14 protein-coding genes are annotated in these 16,056 nt (G+C 67.5%); 8 read left to right on the top strand and 6 right to left on the bottom strand.

What is annotated here, in order from left to right:
- Nucleotides 1–3: 3 nt before the first annotated feature.
- On the bottom strand, nucleotides 4–2,538 hold the full coding sequence (locus ABT336_RS04490) for a GmrSD restriction endonuclease domain-containing protein (RefSeq protein WP_350895094.1): 2,535 nt from the start codon (nucleotides 2,536–2,538) through the stop codon (nucleotides 4–6).
- Between the two features lie 275 nt (nucleotides 2,539–2,813).
- Between ABT336_RS04490 and ABT336_RS04485 the strand changes: the two genes are divergently transcribed.
- Nucleotides 2,814–3,470, top strand: coding sequence for a hypothetical protein (locus ABT336_RS04485; protein WP_350895093.1), 657 nt, complete (start codon nucleotides 2,814–2,816; stop codon nucleotides 3,468–3,470).
- 12 nt (nucleotides 3,471–3,482) lie between these two features.
- Here the strand turns inward: ABT336_RS04485 and ABT336_RS04480 are convergent, their stop codons facing one another.
- Both ABT336_RS04480 and ABT336_RS04475 read right to left on the bottom strand, forming a co-directional pair.
- Nucleotides 3,483–3,881, bottom strand: coding sequence for a type II toxin-antitoxin system VapC family toxin (locus ABT336_RS04480; protein WP_350895092.1), 399 nt, complete (start codon nucleotides 3,879–3,881; stop codon nucleotides 3,483–3,485).
- Complete coding sequence (locus ABT336_RS04475; RefSeq protein WP_350895091.1) at nucleotides 3,878–4,783, bottom strand: hypothetical protein; 906 nt, start codon at nucleotides 4,781–4,783, stop codon at nucleotides 3,878–3,880. Before ABT336_RS04475 ends, ABT336_RS04480 begins: the two co-directional genes overlap by 4 nt.
- A 400-nt stretch (nucleotides 4,784–5,183) precedes the next feature.
- On the opposite strand from ABT336_RS04475, the gene ABT336_RS04470 reads away from it, so the two are divergent.
- The gene (locus tag ABT336_RS04470; protein ID WP_350895090.1) at nucleotides 5,184–5,519 is read left to right on the top strand and encodes a hypothetical protein; all 336 of its coding nucleotides are present in this window, start codon (nucleotides 5,184–5,186) and stop codon (nucleotides 5,517–5,519) included.
- Nucleotides 5,520–5,735: 216 nt separating this feature from the next.
- On the opposite strand, the gene ABT336_RS04465 is transcribed toward ABT336_RS04470, so the two are convergent.
- Together ABT336_RS04465 and ABT336_RS04460 are read right to left on the bottom strand one after the other, a co-directional pair.
- Nucleotides 5,736–6,614: a helix-turn-helix domain-containing protein gene (locus tag ABT336_RS04465; protein WP_350895089.1), complete on the bottom strand. Its 879-nt coding sequence runs from the start codon at nucleotides 6,612–6,614 to the stop codon at nucleotides 5,736–5,738.
- Nucleotides 6,611–6,814 carry a hypothetical protein gene (locus tag ABT336_RS04460; protein WP_350895088.1) on the bottom strand — a complete coding sequence of 68 codons (204 nt, stop codon included), beginning with the start codon at nucleotides 6,812–6,814 and terminating at the stop codon, nucleotides 6,611–6,613. The genes ABT336_RS04465 and ABT336_RS04460 overlap by 4 nt, the downstream gene beginning before the upstream one ends.
- A gap of 123 nt (nucleotides 6,815–6,937) precedes the next feature.
- On the opposite strand from ABT336_RS04460, the gene ABT336_RS04455 reads away from it, so the two are divergent.
- The 6 genes from ABT336_RS04455 to ABT336_RS04430 all read left to right on the top strand — a co-directional run bounded on the left by ABT336_RS04455 (nucleotide 6,938) and on the right by ABT336_RS04430 (nucleotide 13,767).
- Nucleotides 6,938–7,138 carry a helix-turn-helix transcriptional regulator gene (locus ABT336_RS04455; protein ID WP_350895087.1) on the top strand — a complete coding sequence of 67 codons (201 nt, stop codon included), beginning with the start codon at nucleotides 6,938–6,940 and terminating at the stop codon, nucleotides 7,136–7,138.
- A 565-nt stretch (nucleotides 7,139–7,703) separates the two neighbouring features.
- A complete protein-coding gene (locus ABT336_RS04450) occupies nucleotides 7,704–9,107 on the top strand; it encodes a restriction system modified-DNA reader domain-containing protein (protein ID WP_350895085.1) in 1,404 nt (467 codons plus the stop codon).
- A gap of 440 nt (nucleotides 9,108–9,547) precedes the next feature.
- Complete coding sequence (locus tag ABT336_RS04445; RefSeq protein ID WP_350895084.1) at nucleotides 9,548–11,059, top strand: B12-binding domain-containing radical SAM protein; 1,512 nt, start codon at nucleotides 9,548–9,550, stop codon at nucleotides 11,057–11,059.
- A gap of 128 nt (nucleotides 11,060–11,187) precedes the next feature.
- Nucleotides 11,188–12,360 (top strand): hypothetical protein, encoded by a 1,173-nt coding sequence (locus tag ABT336_RS04440; protein WP_350895083.1) that lies wholly within the window; start codon nucleotides 11,188–11,190, stop codon nucleotides 12,358–12,360.
- On the top strand, nucleotides 12,357–13,511 hold the full coding sequence (locus ABT336_RS04435) for a hypothetical protein (protein WP_350895082.1): 1,155 nt from the start codon (nucleotides 12,357–12,359) through the stop codon (nucleotides 13,509–13,511). The genes ABT336_RS04440 and ABT336_RS04435 overlap by 4 nt, the downstream gene beginning before the upstream one ends.
- Nucleotides 13,512–13,572: 61 nt before the next feature.
- A complete protein-coding gene (locus tag ABT336_RS04430; RefSeq protein ID WP_502891103.1) occupies nucleotides 13,573–13,767 on the top strand; it encodes a DUF397 domain-containing protein in 195 nt (64 codons plus the stop codon).
- 630 nt (nucleotides 13,768–14,397) lie between these two features.
- Here ABT336_RS04430 and ABT336_RS04425 read toward each other — a convergent pair.
- Nucleotides 14,398–16,026, bottom strand: coding sequence for a serine/threonine-protein kinase (locus tag ABT336_RS04425; protein ID WP_350895081.1), 1,629 nt, complete (start codon nucleotides 16,024–16,026; stop codon nucleotides 14,398–14,400).
- Between the last annotated feature and the right edge of the window lie 30 nt (nucleotides 16,027–16,056).

Below are 16,056 nucleotides of genomic sequence, written 5' to 3'. Positions count from 1 at the left end.
CTGTCAGGCCGGGTCGGCGTCGTCGGGGCCGTCGAGCTGCGCCCGGTCGTAGAACCACTTCAGGTGGTCGAGCAGGGCTTCCCGGGCGTCGGTGTCGGCGAGGACCGTCAACGGGAAACTCGGCCGGAGGGTGAGCTTGACGGCGTCGATCTGCACCCCGGGCAGCTGGTTCAGCCGTTGCCGCAGCTCCTCCCGCAGGGCCACGTCGTCGAAGGGCGTACGGATGCTGAGGTGTTGGAAGACCACCTCGACCCTGCCCCGTGGGTAGATCGCCAACGGCCAGATGTTGCCGAGTTCGTGTTCCCTGCCACGGGCGAAGAGGAAGCAGGAGGTCTCCGCGCCGTCGCCGTGGCCGAGTCGCCCGCCCATCGAGGTCCAGGCGTCGAGCACGACGGCGGTGGCGGTGGCGACCGCCGACCCCTGGGACGCGGTGAGCTGTTCCATGAACCGCGCGGCGTGGTCGACGTCGCCTCGGGCGCGCGATCGCGGCTCGGGAACCTCGGCCGGGGTCACCCCGGCGAGCTGCGCCAACTCCTCGACGGTGATCCGCTGGGCCGGGTCGGCCCGGCCGTGCTGGTCGAACGTCACGCCCTCGGCGCGCAGCACGTCACGGGGGTCGTCGTCACGGTCGGGTTCGAGCCACCGGAAGTTACCGGCGACGATCCCGCCGGCCTGGAGCACCCGGTGTGCGTTCAGGGTCGGATGGCCGGCCAGCCGGTTCCCCACCGGTTGCGGTGCCGTGCCGATCAGGGCGGCCAGGTCGCCGTACGTGGTCCACGAGCCGGCCGGCAGTTCGGCGAGGGCCTTCGCCAGCACGTCCCAGGCCACCTCGGACTGGGTGCCGGTATCCCCGGTGGGGCCAGGCCAGATCGTGACGATCCGTTCGGCGAGGGCCTCGGCCCGGGCCAGGATCGCTGTGAAGTCCCACCGCTGTCGGGACGCGACGTCCCGGCTCAGGTGGACACCGCTCGTGGCCAGGGCGGCCCGTTTCGCGGTGAACGGCTTGTTGCTCAGCTCCGAGTTGTAGCCGGTGAGGGTCAGGTTCCCCAGGGTGTGCACGAGCGCGTCGTGCCCCGCCTCGGTGGTCTCACCCTCCTCCAGGTCGGCGGCGAGCATCTGCTCCCATTCGGGGCTCAGGGTCTGCGGCAGGACGTGCTCGATGGTCAGCTTCTCCAGCGCCACCGGTTCCTTGCTGCCGTAGGACTCCTCCAGCCAGCGCAGGACCAGGCTCCGCTGACCGGCCCGCCCGTTGAGGTAGAACGGGATGGTGGGCACCAGGTCGCGCAGGTTCGCGTCGGTGGCCCAGTGCTTGCGGCCCGTCGACAGGTACCTGTGCACCGCCTCGTCGACAGGCAGGTCCCGGTCCATCTCGGTGACCACTGCGAGCAGGATGCGGTTGATGTTCATGGTGCTGCGGCCGATCAGCAGCCGCCGGACGAAGAAGCTCTCCAGGTACAGCATGGCGGAGGCGATCTGTTCGGAGGTCGCGGTGCCCCGGTCCCGTCGGTCGAGCAGGTGCAGCAGCACCGGGTAGACGGTGGTGGTGCCCCAGGCGTTCAGCCGTTCCAACCGTTGCCGTACGCCCGGGTCCTGCTCCTCTGCCGGGTGCAGGATCACCCGCAGGAGCGCCCCGAGCCGGCTGAACCGCTCCACCTCGGCTTCGACGTCGGCCTCGGTGCGCAGTCTGTCGAGGCGGGCCTGCTGGGTCGCGTACGTGTCGGTCTGTTTGATCTTCGGGTCGCGGTGGACCAGGTCGAGCCAGAAGAGCAGGACCAGCTCGGTCGGGGTGAACCGCTGCTGCAGGGGCCGCCAGAGCGACTCGTAGACGGCCTGCCCCCGGGTGGGCAGCCGCATGAAGATGTAGTTGCGCAGCAGGTCGGCCTGGGTGAGGGCCAGCCCGGTGTTGTTCAGCGACTCGAAGATCCGGTAGACGTTGTCACCGGGCCTGGCGGTGATCGCCACCAACGCCAGCCCGGTGATCACCGCGCTCTCGACCTGGTCGACGGCGATCGGCTCCTCACCGTCACCGACGGTCGTCAGGGCGTCGGCGAAGAACCGGTAGGCCCGACCCACCGCGTTGTCCCCGCCGACCTGCGGCGTCGACTTCACGCAGGCCACGTACGCGTCCCGGTCGGCCTGGGTGGGGACCAGCTTCAACCAGCGCTGCTCCTCGAACGGGTTGGTCAGGTACTGCTGGTCGAGCCGGAGCCGGTGCTTCGGCCCCTCGTGCTCGGCCCGGTGGTCCCGGATGGCGCAGAGCAGGATGGTCAGCGTGGTGAGCCGCTGCTGGCCGTCCACCACCAGGTACTCGGCGACGCCGACCGGGCCGGTGGCCGGGCTGGGCGCGAGCACCAGCGACCCGATGAAGTGGGTGGCGTCCGGGTGGTCGGCCCGGTCCCTGGCGAGCTGGCAGACGTCGTCCCAGATCCGGGCGAGCTGGAGCTCGGTCCACGAATAGGTCCGCTGGTAGAGCGGCACCAGGTACTGCCTGGTGCCCTCCAGCAGACCCTGCAACGTGGTCTCCGCAGCCGCGACCATCCCGGCCTCCGTCCTGTGTGGGTCTGCCCGTTGAGTCCGGTAAGCCAAACAGATCTTGGGTACGCCGAGCAACACACGAACGGTACGCAGTGCCACCGGTTGGTACCGATTCGACAGCCCCGACGGACGGATCCCGTGCGCCGTACCGACGGGCTTTTCACCTGCTCTTTCTCAGGTTTTGGTCCCCCTCGACAGGCAAGAGGCGGCTGCGCGGATCCGCCGTCGGCTTTCCGACACCCCTGATCCGACTCGCGGCCCCTGATCATCTGTACCTTGTGGATTCGATTCCGCCGAGCAGCAGCCGACCGGGCGCAGCGGCCTGGGCGATCGACCTCCAGACCCCACTGGTCCGCAAGAACATCGCCCGAGCCCGGCAGCGCAACCCCGAGGCGACACCGGCACAGGTGATCCGCAGTCTGGAGCGGATGTACGTCAGCGCGCTCGCCGGAACGGGTGCCGCGGTGGGGGGAGCCGCAGCGGCCCCCGGCGTCGGGACGGGAGTCGCGCTGGCGATGTCGGAGGGAGAAGCCCTCTCCTCACTGGAGTTGAGTGCCCTCTTCGCGCTCTCGGTCGCCGAGGTCCACGGGGTCCGCATCGACGAGATCGAACGCCGCCGCACGATCGTCCTGGGAATCATGCTCGGCGGGTCCGCCACCGAGACCATCAGCAACGTCGCACAGCGTACGGGCCAGCACTGGGGACGTCAGATCGTGTCCAGGGTGCCGGTCGAGACGTTGCGCCAGATCAACGCGATCCTGGGCAGACACTTCGTCACGAAGTACGGGACCAAGCAGGGGATCATCGTTCTCGGTCGCGTGGCCCCCTTCGGCATCGGCGCCGTGATCGGTGGGACCGCCAACGCCGCCCTCGCCGCCGTGGCGGTGCGGGCCAGTCGTCGGGCCTTCGGCGAACCTCCGACGTCTTGGCCGTGACGGCCCACCGGGTCAGGGCAGCACGGCGAGCCCGGGAAAGCCGTCGAAGTGCCGACGGTTCCGGGTGAGCAGCGGCGCTTCGTAGCGGATCGCTGTGGCACAGATCCACAGGTCGTTTGTCTGCGGGGCCTGTCCCAACGGGTGACCGGCGGACTGGGCTTGCGCCTTGAGACGCCCCCACAGCCGAGCCAGTTCCTGGTCGTAGGGGGCAACGACGTAACGACGTACGGCCTCTTCCAGGCCACGGACGCGCCGATCACCCCAGCGTGCCTTCGCGGCTCCGTAATGCAGCTCCGCGACGCTGGCAAAGCTGAGAATGGGCACCGAGCCGACCAACTGCTGTGCGAGGTGTTCGTCTGCTCCCTGCCAGATGACCGAGAAGGCGTCCGTGTCGACGAGAACCCGCTTCACTCGCCTTCGTCCTCACCTCTGGCCGAGCGCAGCGCCGCCAGAAAGTCACTCATGTCACCGATCGATTCGCCTCGCAGCTCCTCCACCGAACTGACCGGGGTGATTCCTTGTGCTTGAGCAAGGCTTTCCAGGCTTTTCGGCTCGGCAGTATCGATACGGCGGAGATTCGACAGGTGCAGAATATGGATGGTCACTCCGTTGGGCTCAAGCTCGGCGATGCCGTCCGCCATCACCATCTGGTCCATAGCATCCAGCACGGCGTTTCGTAGATCCGAGTCGAAGTCACACAAGATACTTCCCGCGTACGTGTCGACTCGACAGCGCAACGTCGCGGGAGAGAAATCACCCATGTGAAGCCGACCGACCACGGTCGACTCCTGAGCAATCTTCTCGAAGGATGTTCGGCGAACAGCCTTATGCAGGGCGTCGTCGATGACGAAGCGGGATCGATCAGCCTGTCGCAACTCGATTCTGGTGACGTTGCTGGTGCTGATGCCTCCGGTCAGGCTTCTGAGCTGGTTGAGCACCTGCGGACCGAAGTGCGGCGGGCGCACGTCGGGCTGCTCACGAAGGCTGTTCGTGCCCTCCTCCAGCGCCGTCAACGCCTGTTCCAGCACCCCTTCGTCGATCTGGAGTTGCCCTGTGCGCGCGATGTCCAGCACGGCCGAGCCCGCGCGGAACCCCACAAAGTCGAGCCGCACCGCGTCCACGATCTCCCGAGGTCGCCGACCAACCCCGGTGGTTTTGCCGGCGATACTCAGCGCCAACAACTCCAGGGTTGCCTGCAGCCCGCTGGCCAGTCGGGACAACTCAGCAAGCGGGAGCCGACCGCCTTCGGTAGCCGGACCGACCGCCCGCAAGGTCAGGTCGGCGACCTGCGAACCATCACTGATCATCGCCACCTCCTCCACGCTGCGTAACTCCGACCGCACCAGCGTACGCGTCTACCACCTTCCTGCAGCGGCACCACCGCTCGACGAGTTCCTCACCCGAACGGTGGCGCCCCTGGAACCTCCGACCGTGGGGTGAGATGCGCACGGACGGCCTCGGCCGGATCGGTCCCGGCGGCTCGGCCACCTCCAGGCCTGGCCGCTGGCAGAGCCGCGCACCAGACGGTTGCGCTTCGGGGCTCGGTTGGGGGCGGCATCGGGGGCTCGTTTGGGGGCGTCGCGAGTCGAGCCCTCAAACGAGCACTCCGTCACGAGCCTGTCAGGTTTCTGACCTGCGCGTACGGAGCGGCCGACAGGACCACGAGCAAGATCGAATCATCCAGACTCCCTACGGGATTCTCTCTCCACCAGGGTGACGCCTCGTACCCGCATCGCGTTTCCCGGCCTGCTGGCCAGCCACCCGTACATCACCGGCCCCGACGGACTGTCTCAACTCCTCGACGACCATCAGGTCCTCACCGCCGACCAGAGCCACCGCCTGCTCTTCGAGGCGCTGACAGCACTTGCACCGGCTCCTCGGCGAGGCAGTGCCCTGCTCCACCGCCACCCACACGACCATCCGACCGAGACGGTCTGGCTCCCAGACGGCACCACAACCCGGGTCCGGCTCGCCGCGCTGCCCAACGACCAGGCCCAGCCGGTAGCGGACAACCCCGACTTCGATGACGACGGGTTCTTCGTCGTCTGACACGTCCTGACAGCTACACCGCAGTTCCTGTCTACGCAGGCGAGAGCACGTGACAACCGACCGAACTGGTGCTGACGGGTCACCGCGCCACGTTGCAGCTGACTCTTCCTGCTCTCACCGCGCCGCTGCGGCTCGACCCGCTCAGACCGGTGCGCGAACCGGAAGAACAACTCCTCCAGTCCCGGCATCCCACGCCCCACTCACCTGCGCATCCGCTCAGCTCTGGTCGGGGCCGGCTTCCTTCAGGATCATCTCGATGAGGATCCTGGACTGGTCCGGGTCGAGGACGAGAGGGTCGAAGCTGGCCCAGGCCCGCTCGAACGTGGCCAGTTCCCTCGGCCCGTCGAGGTAGAGCGCGCCGACCGCCGACTCCTGGTACGCCACCGGCAGGGCAGGCGCGGCCCCGGCGCCGGGCGGGAAGTCGAGCAGGACGAACGACCCCGCAAGCACACCCGCACAGACCCCGGCCGCGAACGGCAGCACCCGGATCGACACGTGCGGCAGCAGCCCCACCTTCAGCAGGTGCCGAAGCTGATCCGCCCCGATCGCCGAGTCACCGGCCGCCCGCACCAACGCCGCCTCCGACAGGACCACCTCCACCTGCGGCGGCGCGGGCAGCGTCCGCCGGAGCAGAGACTGCCGGGCCAGCCGTGCCCCGACCACCCGGTCCCGCTCCCCGGCGGGCAGCCGTCCCTCGGCCCGCAGCGCGTACTCGGGGGTCTGGAACAGGGCGGGGATCAGTCCGTTCTGGTACTCACGGATGCGGCAAGCGTCGGCCTCCAGCCCGGCGTACACGTCGAACCAAGCCGGAAGCGGGCCACCGTAGGCATGCCACCAGCCCGTCGACCCGTCCTCCCCCGCCAGGGCCACCAGCCCGGCGGCCAGGTCGGGCGAGGCGTCGTACCGCTCGCACACGGCCCGGACGTCAGCACCCCGGGCCCGGCCGCCACCGCCCTCGATCCGGCACATCCTGCTGCGGCTCCACCCCAGAGCCTCGGCCGCCCCGTCCAGGGTCGCCCCCGACTCGGTCCGCAACTCCCGCAACGCCCGCCCCAACACCCGCCGGGGCACGCCCGACACCGCACCGTCCGTCATCGGTTCCGCCCTCCCCGCTGCTCCGGCACCACGTAGACCGCCGCGCCGTCACACCGCGACGACACCACCACATCGGGTACGCGGCCAGCCACCGTCGCCCGTCGCCAGCGCCCCGGCACGCCCCCGCCCGACACCACCTGCCCGGTCAGGTCCACCGACACCTCCCCCACCCGCAAGAACCACTTCCACCGCCCGGCCATGAGCCCTCCCCTACATCGACACCTGCTTGGTGAACAGGTGTGCAGTCTACACGCTCTAAGCATGTGATGAGTTCACATAGTCAATGTGCAAGCGTTCAGTTCGACTGCTCCTACCGTGACAGCGTGGGGAAGCTTCGACTGGTGGCGAGCCAGGAAATCCAGGAGATGCTCGGCGTCTCCCGTACGCGCGCCTACCAGATCACCAACTCGAAGTCCTTCCCGGACCCGGTGGCCGTACTCTCCGTCGGCCGGATCTGGCAGACCGAAGACGTCGAACGCTGGATCAAGGCCAACCGCCCAGACATCCAGGACACCGAAGAGTAGGCATCTCGGGTACACCCCGGGCCACCCTGCTTCTCATTCGTCTTCTGCCCTACGCGTCCGTCGGCCGCGCCGGACGGTCCTTGGTGGACAGCCGCTCGAATGCTCTCGCCTGGTGCAGGTAGGGCCCGAAGTCCGTCGGCGCCCAGTCCAGGCAGGCTCGCCAGTCGCACACCACCGGCCGGAAGGGGGTGCGGATCCGCAGGTAAGCCCCCCGGAAGATGCCCTGCTCCCGATGGGAGAGGAATACCTCCAGCCCCTGCCGTACGCCATCCTCGGTCAGCCCGAACGTGGTCGTCGGGTACTGGGTTGGTACTGGGTGAGGGTGCGCTTGAGGGTGTCGGCGGCGATGGTGGGCCTCATGAGCGGATCACCGAGGCATGCCATGCCAATCGCAAACTCGCTTGACCAGGCGATCAGGCACAGTAGAGGCTGAGTCGGCTACGCGACACCGTCAGCGATCTGCCTCGCCTACTCTTCGGCGGCCTGTAGGCGGCCGACGTGTGACAGGCACCTCGTCGAAGCCGAACGCATCGTCCGTGAAACTCTCAGCTGGAGCGAAAAGATCATGTCTGACGGACCGTCCCGACCCCGGCGTAAGCACCTGCTCGACGGCCGCCGGGTTCGAATCTCCGACCTGATCGACGCCGGCCGCCTCAAGCCAGGTGATGAGCTCTTCTTCCCCCAGCGCATCGGGGATCCGCCGCACCAGGCTGTGGTCACCGAAAGGGCCAGGCTCCGGCTACCCGACGGCCGTGAGTTCACTACTCCGTCCCGCGCCGCTGCCACCGTCGCCGGTAGGCGAGCGGTGGCCGGGTGGTCGGCCTGGCAGATAGGGCTCGGCGGTCCAACCCTGCACAAGCTTCGCCTTGAGCTGCTCCGGGAGGTAGCGAGCGAGGTGAGCACGGACGACGATACGCCGCTGGATGAGGCAGAGACGGTACGTCGCCGCTTCGCCGCGCTCGAAGCCGCTCGGGCCGAGGCGGAGTCAGGCGAGCCGAGGTCGATGGCTGTGCGGGAACTCATCGGTCTGTGGGGGTTGGAGGACCGGGACCGGGTCGCGACTGCACAAATCGATGCGGACCTGGCAAACCATGGCCTCGCCACCAGCCCTGACTTCCGCGCCGTCAGTCTCGACCGCACCGTCCGGATCATGACCCTGCCCGACAACGACGACGATGCTCCGAGCCCACCGGCGAGCGGAGGCACGTCAGGGACCGTCATCGCGGGGGCAGACGAAGAAAGTGTCGACATCGGACTCACGCTCGACAACCTCTTCACCCACAAGATGTCCCTGGTGTCGGTGTCGACCTCGGCCAGCTTCGAGGAAGCCATCACGCTGATGCAGATCAACGACTACTCGCAGGTCGCGGTACTGGCCAGTCCGGACACGCTGCACGGATCCGTGTCCTGGGAGTCAATCGCCGCTGCGAAACACCGGAAGCCGGATGCCACCTTTGCCGATGCCATCGACCGTCAGGCGCGTAACCGGGTCTTCGACTACGACACCCGACTACTCGACGTCTTGGCCACGCTGCAGAAACACGGCTTCATCTTTGTCCGGGACGACCAACGCAAGATCAACGGAATCTTGACGGCCGCCGACGTCGTCCGCAAGTACGACGAGACGGCCACACCGTTCTTCCTAATCGGCGAGATCGACCAAGAACTCCGACTTCTGATTAACAAAACGTTCGATGAGGACACCGTCCGCCAGGCCTGCCAACGGGAGAAGGCCAGTTTCAAGTCTCTCGACACCATGACGATCTACCAGTACCAGGCGGTGCTCAACGACGCCACGTGCTGGGCCCAGCTCGACTGGCCCCTCGACCGAGGCGTGTTCATCGCCCGCCTCGATGAGCTGCGCAAGGTACGCAACAACGTCATGCACTTCAACTCAGATCCGGTCAAACCCAACGATGTGATGAAGCTGCGCAACTTCCTGAACCTGGTCCGCAGATACAGCATCTGAATCCACCTCGTACCGACGGAGGCAGACTGTCCGCGCTGACGACTGAGTTGCGGGACGCGAACAGTCCGGTGTCCCGGTGGCTGTGGTCGACCTTTCCGCACCATCGGGAGGTGCAGGCCGATTGCCGGCGGATGGCCGGGACGGCTCGGGTTCTGCCCGACCCAGCGGGCCGGGCTGGAGCTGCTGGGCGAGCTGAGGGCACTCGACGTTGCCGCTCGCACGCTTGCACCGGTGGAGCCCGCCTAGTTCACCGACCGGTGTGACGAGTGGTCGACGAGGGTGTCGTACACGCTGGCCCTGCTGGTGGAGCTCTATCGGGCACCGCCTCCGACACCTCGCGCTGTCAGAGATACGACATGCGAGGTGAGCAGCGCACGCTTCCGGCACGTGGTCGGCGCTGACAGAATCGGGAGCGCGACCTCCACCAGCAGGGAGGCACGGTGGTCAACCGAACGTCGCCGTACGCGCTGCTTCTCGCTCCGGCCTATGACCACGACGTGTATCGCTCTGCCGAGAGTCTGGGGCTCCGTGCGGTGGCGGCGGTCCTTCGCAGGCTGGGCGCTGAGGTCCACGTCTTCGACGAATGCGCGGTACCCCCGCCGGAGGTGGTGCGTGGGCTCGCGTCCCACGCGACCCTGATCGGCCTGGGGGTTCTCTTCACCCGTCAGACGCCGGACGCGATGGATCTTGCGCGACGCCTGCGCCTCGATGCCCCCAAGGCACACTTCACGATCGGCGGCCAGGGGTTGCAGTTCCTGTGGGAAGAGGTCATGCGGGACTGTGCCGAGATCGATTCGGCGTGCATGAACGAGGGCGACGAGACGATCGCCGAGCTCTGGGACCGATTGGCGCGCGGTCAGGGTGATCACGGCATCAAGGGCCTGTGCACCCGGCTGGACGGCAAGGTGGTGTCGGCCGGGCCGAGACCACCGGTAGCGGCCCTCGACGATCTGCCGTACGCCTACCGTGACCCGTCCCCGACGGCCTACCGCGACGGGCATGCCACCGTCTCCACCAGCAGGGGCTGCGCGGCACACTGCACGTTCTGCCAGTCGGGCAACTACGGCAACCGGTACCACAGGTTGCCGAGATGGCGGCAGCGCAGCGCCCGATCGGTCATCGGCGAAGTCGTCCGCCTGCACGACGGCCACGGCGTGGATGCCGTCAGCTTCGTCGACGACGACTTTCTCGGCGGCGCGGGTCAGGGGCGTGATCGCGCCGTCGAGTTCGCCGACCGGCTGGCCGGCCTGCCGTTCCGGATCACCTTCTCGATCGAGTGCCGGGTCGACGAGATCGACGGGCCTCTGCTAGAACGTCTCCGCGGCGTGGGGCTGCGACACGTGCTCATCGGCATCGAATCGGCTACCGAGTCCGACATCCGGATCTTTGCGAAGAGGACGACCACCGAGCAGGTGGAGACCGCAGTGGCCCTGTTGCGCCGGCTGAACATCGACTTCTCGACCGGCTTCATCATGTTCCAGCCGCTGTCCACTCTCGCCGGGATCACCGACAACCTGGCGTTTCTCGCCCGAAACAGGCTCACCAGCTACAGCCGGCTCACCAACCGTCTGGAACTCTATCCCGGCGCGCTTCTGCTGCGATACTTCGAGCGACACGGCGTCAGGATGCAGACCGAGAAGTACCGTGTCTACTACGAGTTCACGGATCCGCTCGTGTCCCGTCTCTATGCCGCGATGCGGCAAGTCCTGGCCCCCTTCGCGGAGGTCGAGGCCGCGTGCGACACAGCGAAGTTCCGGGCCGCCCGCGGTCACGACGAGGCGTCGTTCGAGCACCTCGCCACGCTGCGCGACCGGTCCGATGAAATCGCAAATTGCTTGATCGATTATGCCCGTCGCTGCCTGGATCAGGTCTGCGAGAACGGGGTGGGCGCGTCGTTCGAGCACCTGACCGCAGCGGTGGCACGTGAGACATCGCGGATGCGACAGGAATGACAGTCGGATGACACGAAATGGAGGTGATCGGTCATGAAGCACGGTGGAGGTTGGGTCAACGGCAACGGCGGCGGCGGTTGATCGAGGTAGGAAGGCCATCCATCGAGAAGCGAGAGACGAGGGATTCCTTGAGCACCACGACGCGTGACTTCCTGTACGGGGGGATGTATCTCGCGGCCTGCCGATTCGCCAACGTCGACCGGTTCGTCGAGTGGGTCTCCGCCGAGCTCGACCTGGACGCCGCAGCCGATGCCGCCTCCGCCGCCGGGACGCTCCGTGCGGTGGCCGAGGTGTTGTCACCCGACGGACCAATCCAGGACGAGGAGACCGCCCTGCGGACGCTCCTGGCAGCCGACCTGCGGAAGGTTGCCGGTGTCCGGCTTCCAGGTGCCGACACTAACGTCCGGGACCGGATCGACGGGGCGGCCGGTGCCATCACGTCCATGCTCAAGGGCGCCGGCCTCGACCTGGGCGACGCGGACCTGCACGTGGTGGACGAGTTTCCGGCACCGTTCGACCAGTTCGGCTGGGCGGCGTTCGCACCGGACCGGGAGGACGAGGAGCGCTACGGCATCCCGACCGGGGTCTACTTCCGCCGCGACGGGCTGCGTCCGCTCTACAGCGAGGCGCTCTTCGCCCACGAGGTGATCCACACCGTGCCCGGCCGGGTCGATCCCGAGATCTACGCGATGGGCCTGGAGGAGGGCATCGCCGAGATCCTGGGGACCTGCTTCGCCGCCACGGCCGCCGTCCCGAGGCGCGCCTTGCGCAACATCCTGACGTACGGCCGCCACGGCGTCGAACGACCCAAGTTGTGGTCCCTCTACCGCGACCACACCCGGCAGGCGTTTCTGCTGTATCGGGAGTTCGGCATCGAGGGGCTCGTCGAACTCGCCCACCGGGGCCGCGCGAAGATCCACGAAGCGGAGGTGGCGGTCTTCGCCGGCACCTTCCGAAGCCTGGACCTGCCGCGCGGCAACTGGAACGAGGACACGACATGGTTGCTGGACTCCTTCTGCAACGGCTTCCTGCCCTCGCACGTGTTCACACCGCTTGAGGTCGTCCTCGTCGACCAGGTCGACGAGCAGCGGTCACTGAGCGAGGTGTGCCGGCGGGCGAACGTTCCGGAAGCTGTCGGTGTGCCGGTGCTGACACGACTGGGCAGCGAGTCCGCGCTGTTCGTGCGGGACGGTGAGAACATCGGCTACGCCAACGTGCGGCACTACCAGGCGATGGGCGAGGCAGCGGGCCAGCCGGTGATCAGGTACCTTCCGCCACCGTCAGCGGCAGCGCGGGGATGACACGTCCGGCGCAGTCCCGGCGGTCGCTCACCGGCGCGCTGTCGGACCTGTATCGCAGCCGGGGTCTGCTGCTCGGCTTCCTCGCCACCGCGCTCGGTCTGCTCTGCATCCTGGTCGCGTCGCCGGCCGACCCGACCATCACCACCGGCCCCGACGGGACGCTCACCATCTCGACTCCGGACACCCTGTGGTCGTCCCTGCGGATCTACGACGTCGGGGTGGCGGTCTTCCAGGCCGGCTTGACGATCACGATCTTCCAGGTCCTGCTCAACCAGGTCGCCGAGGACAGGTTCGTGGAGATGGTGCGCGGCGCGCTGGTCCAGCAGGAGGATGGCGTACGGACGGCGGTAGCCCAGTCGCTGGCAGCCGGCTCCCGGCTGGAGTCGTTGCGACTCGCCCCGGACGAGCTGGACCGGGTGATCGAGAACGCGGCCCGGCTGAGGAGCGGAAGCGCCGAGCTCGGGACCGTCATCTCTCGCAAGCTGCGCAGCAACGTGTTCGAGTCCGACGAGCGGTGGCGCAACCTCGTCGTCCGGGCCGAGATCTTCGGATTGGACGAGGCGAAGAGCAGCGGTCGCCAGCATGACTACTACGACGTCTTCCTCCAGTTCGGTTACCACACCACCGACGTCGCGCGGACCCGGTTCACGTTCAAGGTCGGCGGCTGGCAGGACGACTACGACCGGCTGCTACGCGCACGGGACATGGGCGTGGTCTGGCGACTGCCCTCGACCGGCGAGTTCGACGAGCGCTGGGACGAGGCGTTCACTCTGCTGAGCGTGAACTTCGGCGGCCAGCAGGTGCAGTTCCAGCGCAACGACGTCGAGCGGGAGTACGTCGCCTTTCCACCGGCCGAGGAGTTCGCCGACCGCTCGGACGTCTTCGTGCAGTACTCGTTCCGGGCCAAGGTGCTGGCCGACGGCAACCTGCTCAGCTTCGAGGTGCCCAAACCGACGTTCTCCGCGACGTACTCGATCAGCGTCTCGGTGCCGGACATCGCGCGGATCCGCGCGCTGGACTTCTTCGGCCTCACCCGGCCGGCCTCCGTGGAGTATGCGCCGAGCCTCCAGGACACCCGCTTCATCGCCATCTCGGTGGACGACTGGATCCTCCCCAAGGCCGGCGCGGCGGTCGTCTGGAAGCGCCGGTAGTACGTCAGAGCCCAGGCGAGCCGACTGCCTGACAGTGTGTCCGTCAACCCGAGCCATCTGCTTGTCATCCCGCGCTCGTTGGAAGAAGAGCAGCCGGTCCAGCGGAAACGGGCAGTGTGTCGAGGTCGCCGACCTAGGCCCCGCCATCGCGCTACGCGACAGCAAGAACCCAGATGGACCCGCCCTGATCTTCACCCCCGACCACTGGAGCATCTTCGTGGCCGGCACCAAGTCCACCCGCTTCACCCCTGCCTGACTGGAGGCATAGCGAGGCGTCAAGTAGGGCAGGGATGAGTAGTGGATCTTGTTTTCACCCACCAGTGAGTGCGCACGTAGCCAGCGATCGCGGCGGCGGCGCTGGTCAGGCTGATGATCCCATGGATGATCTTTTGCTGACGCGTTGTCCGTTCGAGACGTACACGTCGGGCTCTGACCGGAGGGCGTCCGGGTCGGAAGCGCACGTTTCTAAGAGTTGCCGCCGAATCGCAATGACCTCTGCACCAGGTCATTTACTCGGACAGTTGCGCCTGTCATGTCCGCGGAAAGAGCACACACTGCACCGACCGGCGTTGGGAGGGACTCCGCAAGACCGCTTGTCGTGCCCTTTTTCGCCACACCAGGAGCAAGTACGGGTCCTGCTCGCGCTCATCTCTATCCTTCGTGCTGTGAAAGCTCGCTACATGTACGGAGCCGAACGTAGCTGCGCTTGATCCCGCGCTTCTCGGACGTCACTTTATCTTGCACGGTTCGCGACCGATAGGTCCGGCGGCCTTTTATCTGAGACGACAGACCGGTCGCCGGTGCTGTCCTTTCCGTCGGGCGTAACGGCACCGCTCTCGTCGCCCGGATCGCCGACGATCGTCGAAGGAATCGGCGCGGTTGGTGATCAACGTAGGTCCGATCGTCGTACCTGGACAAGCAGGTCGGACACTTCCAGCGTCGTCGGGTCGTCCTGGCCACGCAGATGGCGCAGGTCGGCGAGCAGTTGATCCAGGGTTCGCTCCGCGTCGTCACGCTGACCGGAGCCGAGTTGCAGGAGGCCGATCTGGCGTCGCAGCTCGATCGTTCGGCTGTCGCCCTCGCCGAAGAGCCGCTGCTGGTCTCGCAACAGGTCGAGTAGTTCGTCCAGCGCTTCGGTGGGCTGTCCCGTCAGCGCGGTGCAGGTTGCGGCCTTCATACGGCAACGCAGCGCTGTCTCGTCGTCGTCCTGGCCGGTGAGGTCCGCCGCGAGCTGCCGGTACGCCGGTCCAGCGTTGCGGTAGTCGCCGCCGTCGAAGAGCGCGTCGGCCCAGGCCAGTCGGAGTTGCAACACGTCCGGGTCGTTGACTCCGGCCGTCCGGGTGGCGTTCTCGATGGCAGATTCGAGCAGGTCGGCCGCCTGGTTGTAGCGGGCTTGGGCGATGAGGCGGCGAGCTTCTTCACGAACCCGCAGACCGACCCGCCCGGGCATTGCCGCCGGTTGCGGCGACGGTTGCGCTCGGGCCGCTTGACGTGGACGTTCCGATCGGTGCCCCGTGGCGGGTGCCGGCCGGACCGGTGCAGGCCCTGTCTCCTGTCGAGCTGCGGGTTTCGCCGGTGCGGTGCCGCTGTTCGGGGGGTCGGCGAAGATCTGGTTGAGCACCGCGGCGTACATCCGGGTCGGGCTGGGCGTGGACGGCGGGTCGAGTGCGCCGGGCATCGGGCCGAGCGCGGTGCTCAGCGGCACCAGGCGACGGTAGACGGCGTGGGCGTCGGCAGGCCGGTCCTCGGGGCGTTTCTCCAGCAGTTGCAGTAGTAGCTCTTCCAACGCGGCGGGGACGTCGTCGCGCACGACCCGGATCGGCGTCGGCCGGTGGGCCACCTGTTTGCTCATGACGTCGTACGAGGTCGAACCGGTGAAGAGGCGCTTGCCGGTGAGCATCTCGTGCAGGGTGCAACCGAGTGCGTACAGGTCGGTTGCCGGACCGGTCATGTTCGCCTGGATCTGTTCGGGTGCCATGTACGCGGGGGTGCCGAGCGGCTGGCCGGTCACCGTGATCTTCGAGAAGTCGGGCTGGTCCGGTGCGACGGCGAGCCCGAAGTCGAGAACTTTCACCCCGCCGTCGGGTTCGAGCATGAGGTTGCTGGGTTTGAGGTCACGGTGCACCAGCGACTCGCGGTGTGCCACCGCCAGCACCGCGCAGACCTGGGCGCCGATGGCGCTGGCCCAGCCCACAGGGAGCGGACCGTGCTCCGCGACCAGGTCAGCGATGCTGATGCCGTGGACCTTCTGCATCACCAGGAACGGTTGGCCGTCGTGGGTTCCGACGTCGTACACGGCGGGAACCCCGGGGTGCTCCAGTCGGGCGGTGATCCGCGACTCGCGGACGAAGCGACGAACGTAGTCCTGATCTTCAGCGCCGTTCGGGAACCGGATGAACTTTACGGCGATCTCGCGGTCGAGCTTGATGTCCCGGCCGAGGTAGACCTCGCCCATGCCGCCCCGACCCACGGGCAGGTTCTCCAGCTCGTAGCGGCTGTTGATCAGCCTCCCCATCGTGCCAGCCCCTCCCCAGGGTGTCCCGTG

It is taken from the genome of Micromonospora sp. NPDC000207, from assembly GCF_040300925.1.
Classification (GTDB): Bacteria; Actinomycetota; Actinomycetes; order Mycobacteriales; family Micromonosporaceae; genus Micromonospora.
This window is presented reverse-complemented; position numbering and strand designations above follow the sequence as displayed.

Coding starts and splice junctions, on each gene's coding strand:
- ABT336_RS04490 (WP_350895094.1), bottom strand. CDS start 2,538: ATGGTCGCGGCTGCGGAGACCACGTTGCAGGGTCTGCTGGAGGGCACC.
- ABT336_RS04465 (WP_350895089.1), bottom strand. CDS start 6,614: ATGACGGACGGTGCGGTGTCGGGCGTGCCCCGGCGGGTGTTGGGGCGG.
- ABT336_RS04460 (WP_350895088.1), bottom strand. CDS start 6,814: ATGGCCGGGCGGTGGAAGTGGTTCTTGCGGGTGGGGGAGGTGTCGGTG.
- ABT336_RS04450 (WP_350895085.1), top strand. CDS start 7,704: ATGTCTGACGGACCGTCCCGACCCCGGCGTAAGCACCTGCTCGACGGC.
- ABT336_RS04435 (WP_350895082.1), top strand. CDS start 12,357: ATGACACGTCCGGCGCAGTCCCGGCGGTCGCTCACCGGCGCGCTGTCG.
- ABT336_RS04425 (WP_350895081.1), bottom strand. CDS start 16,026: ATGGGGAGGCTGATCAACAGCCGCTACGAGCTGGAGAACCTGCCCGTG.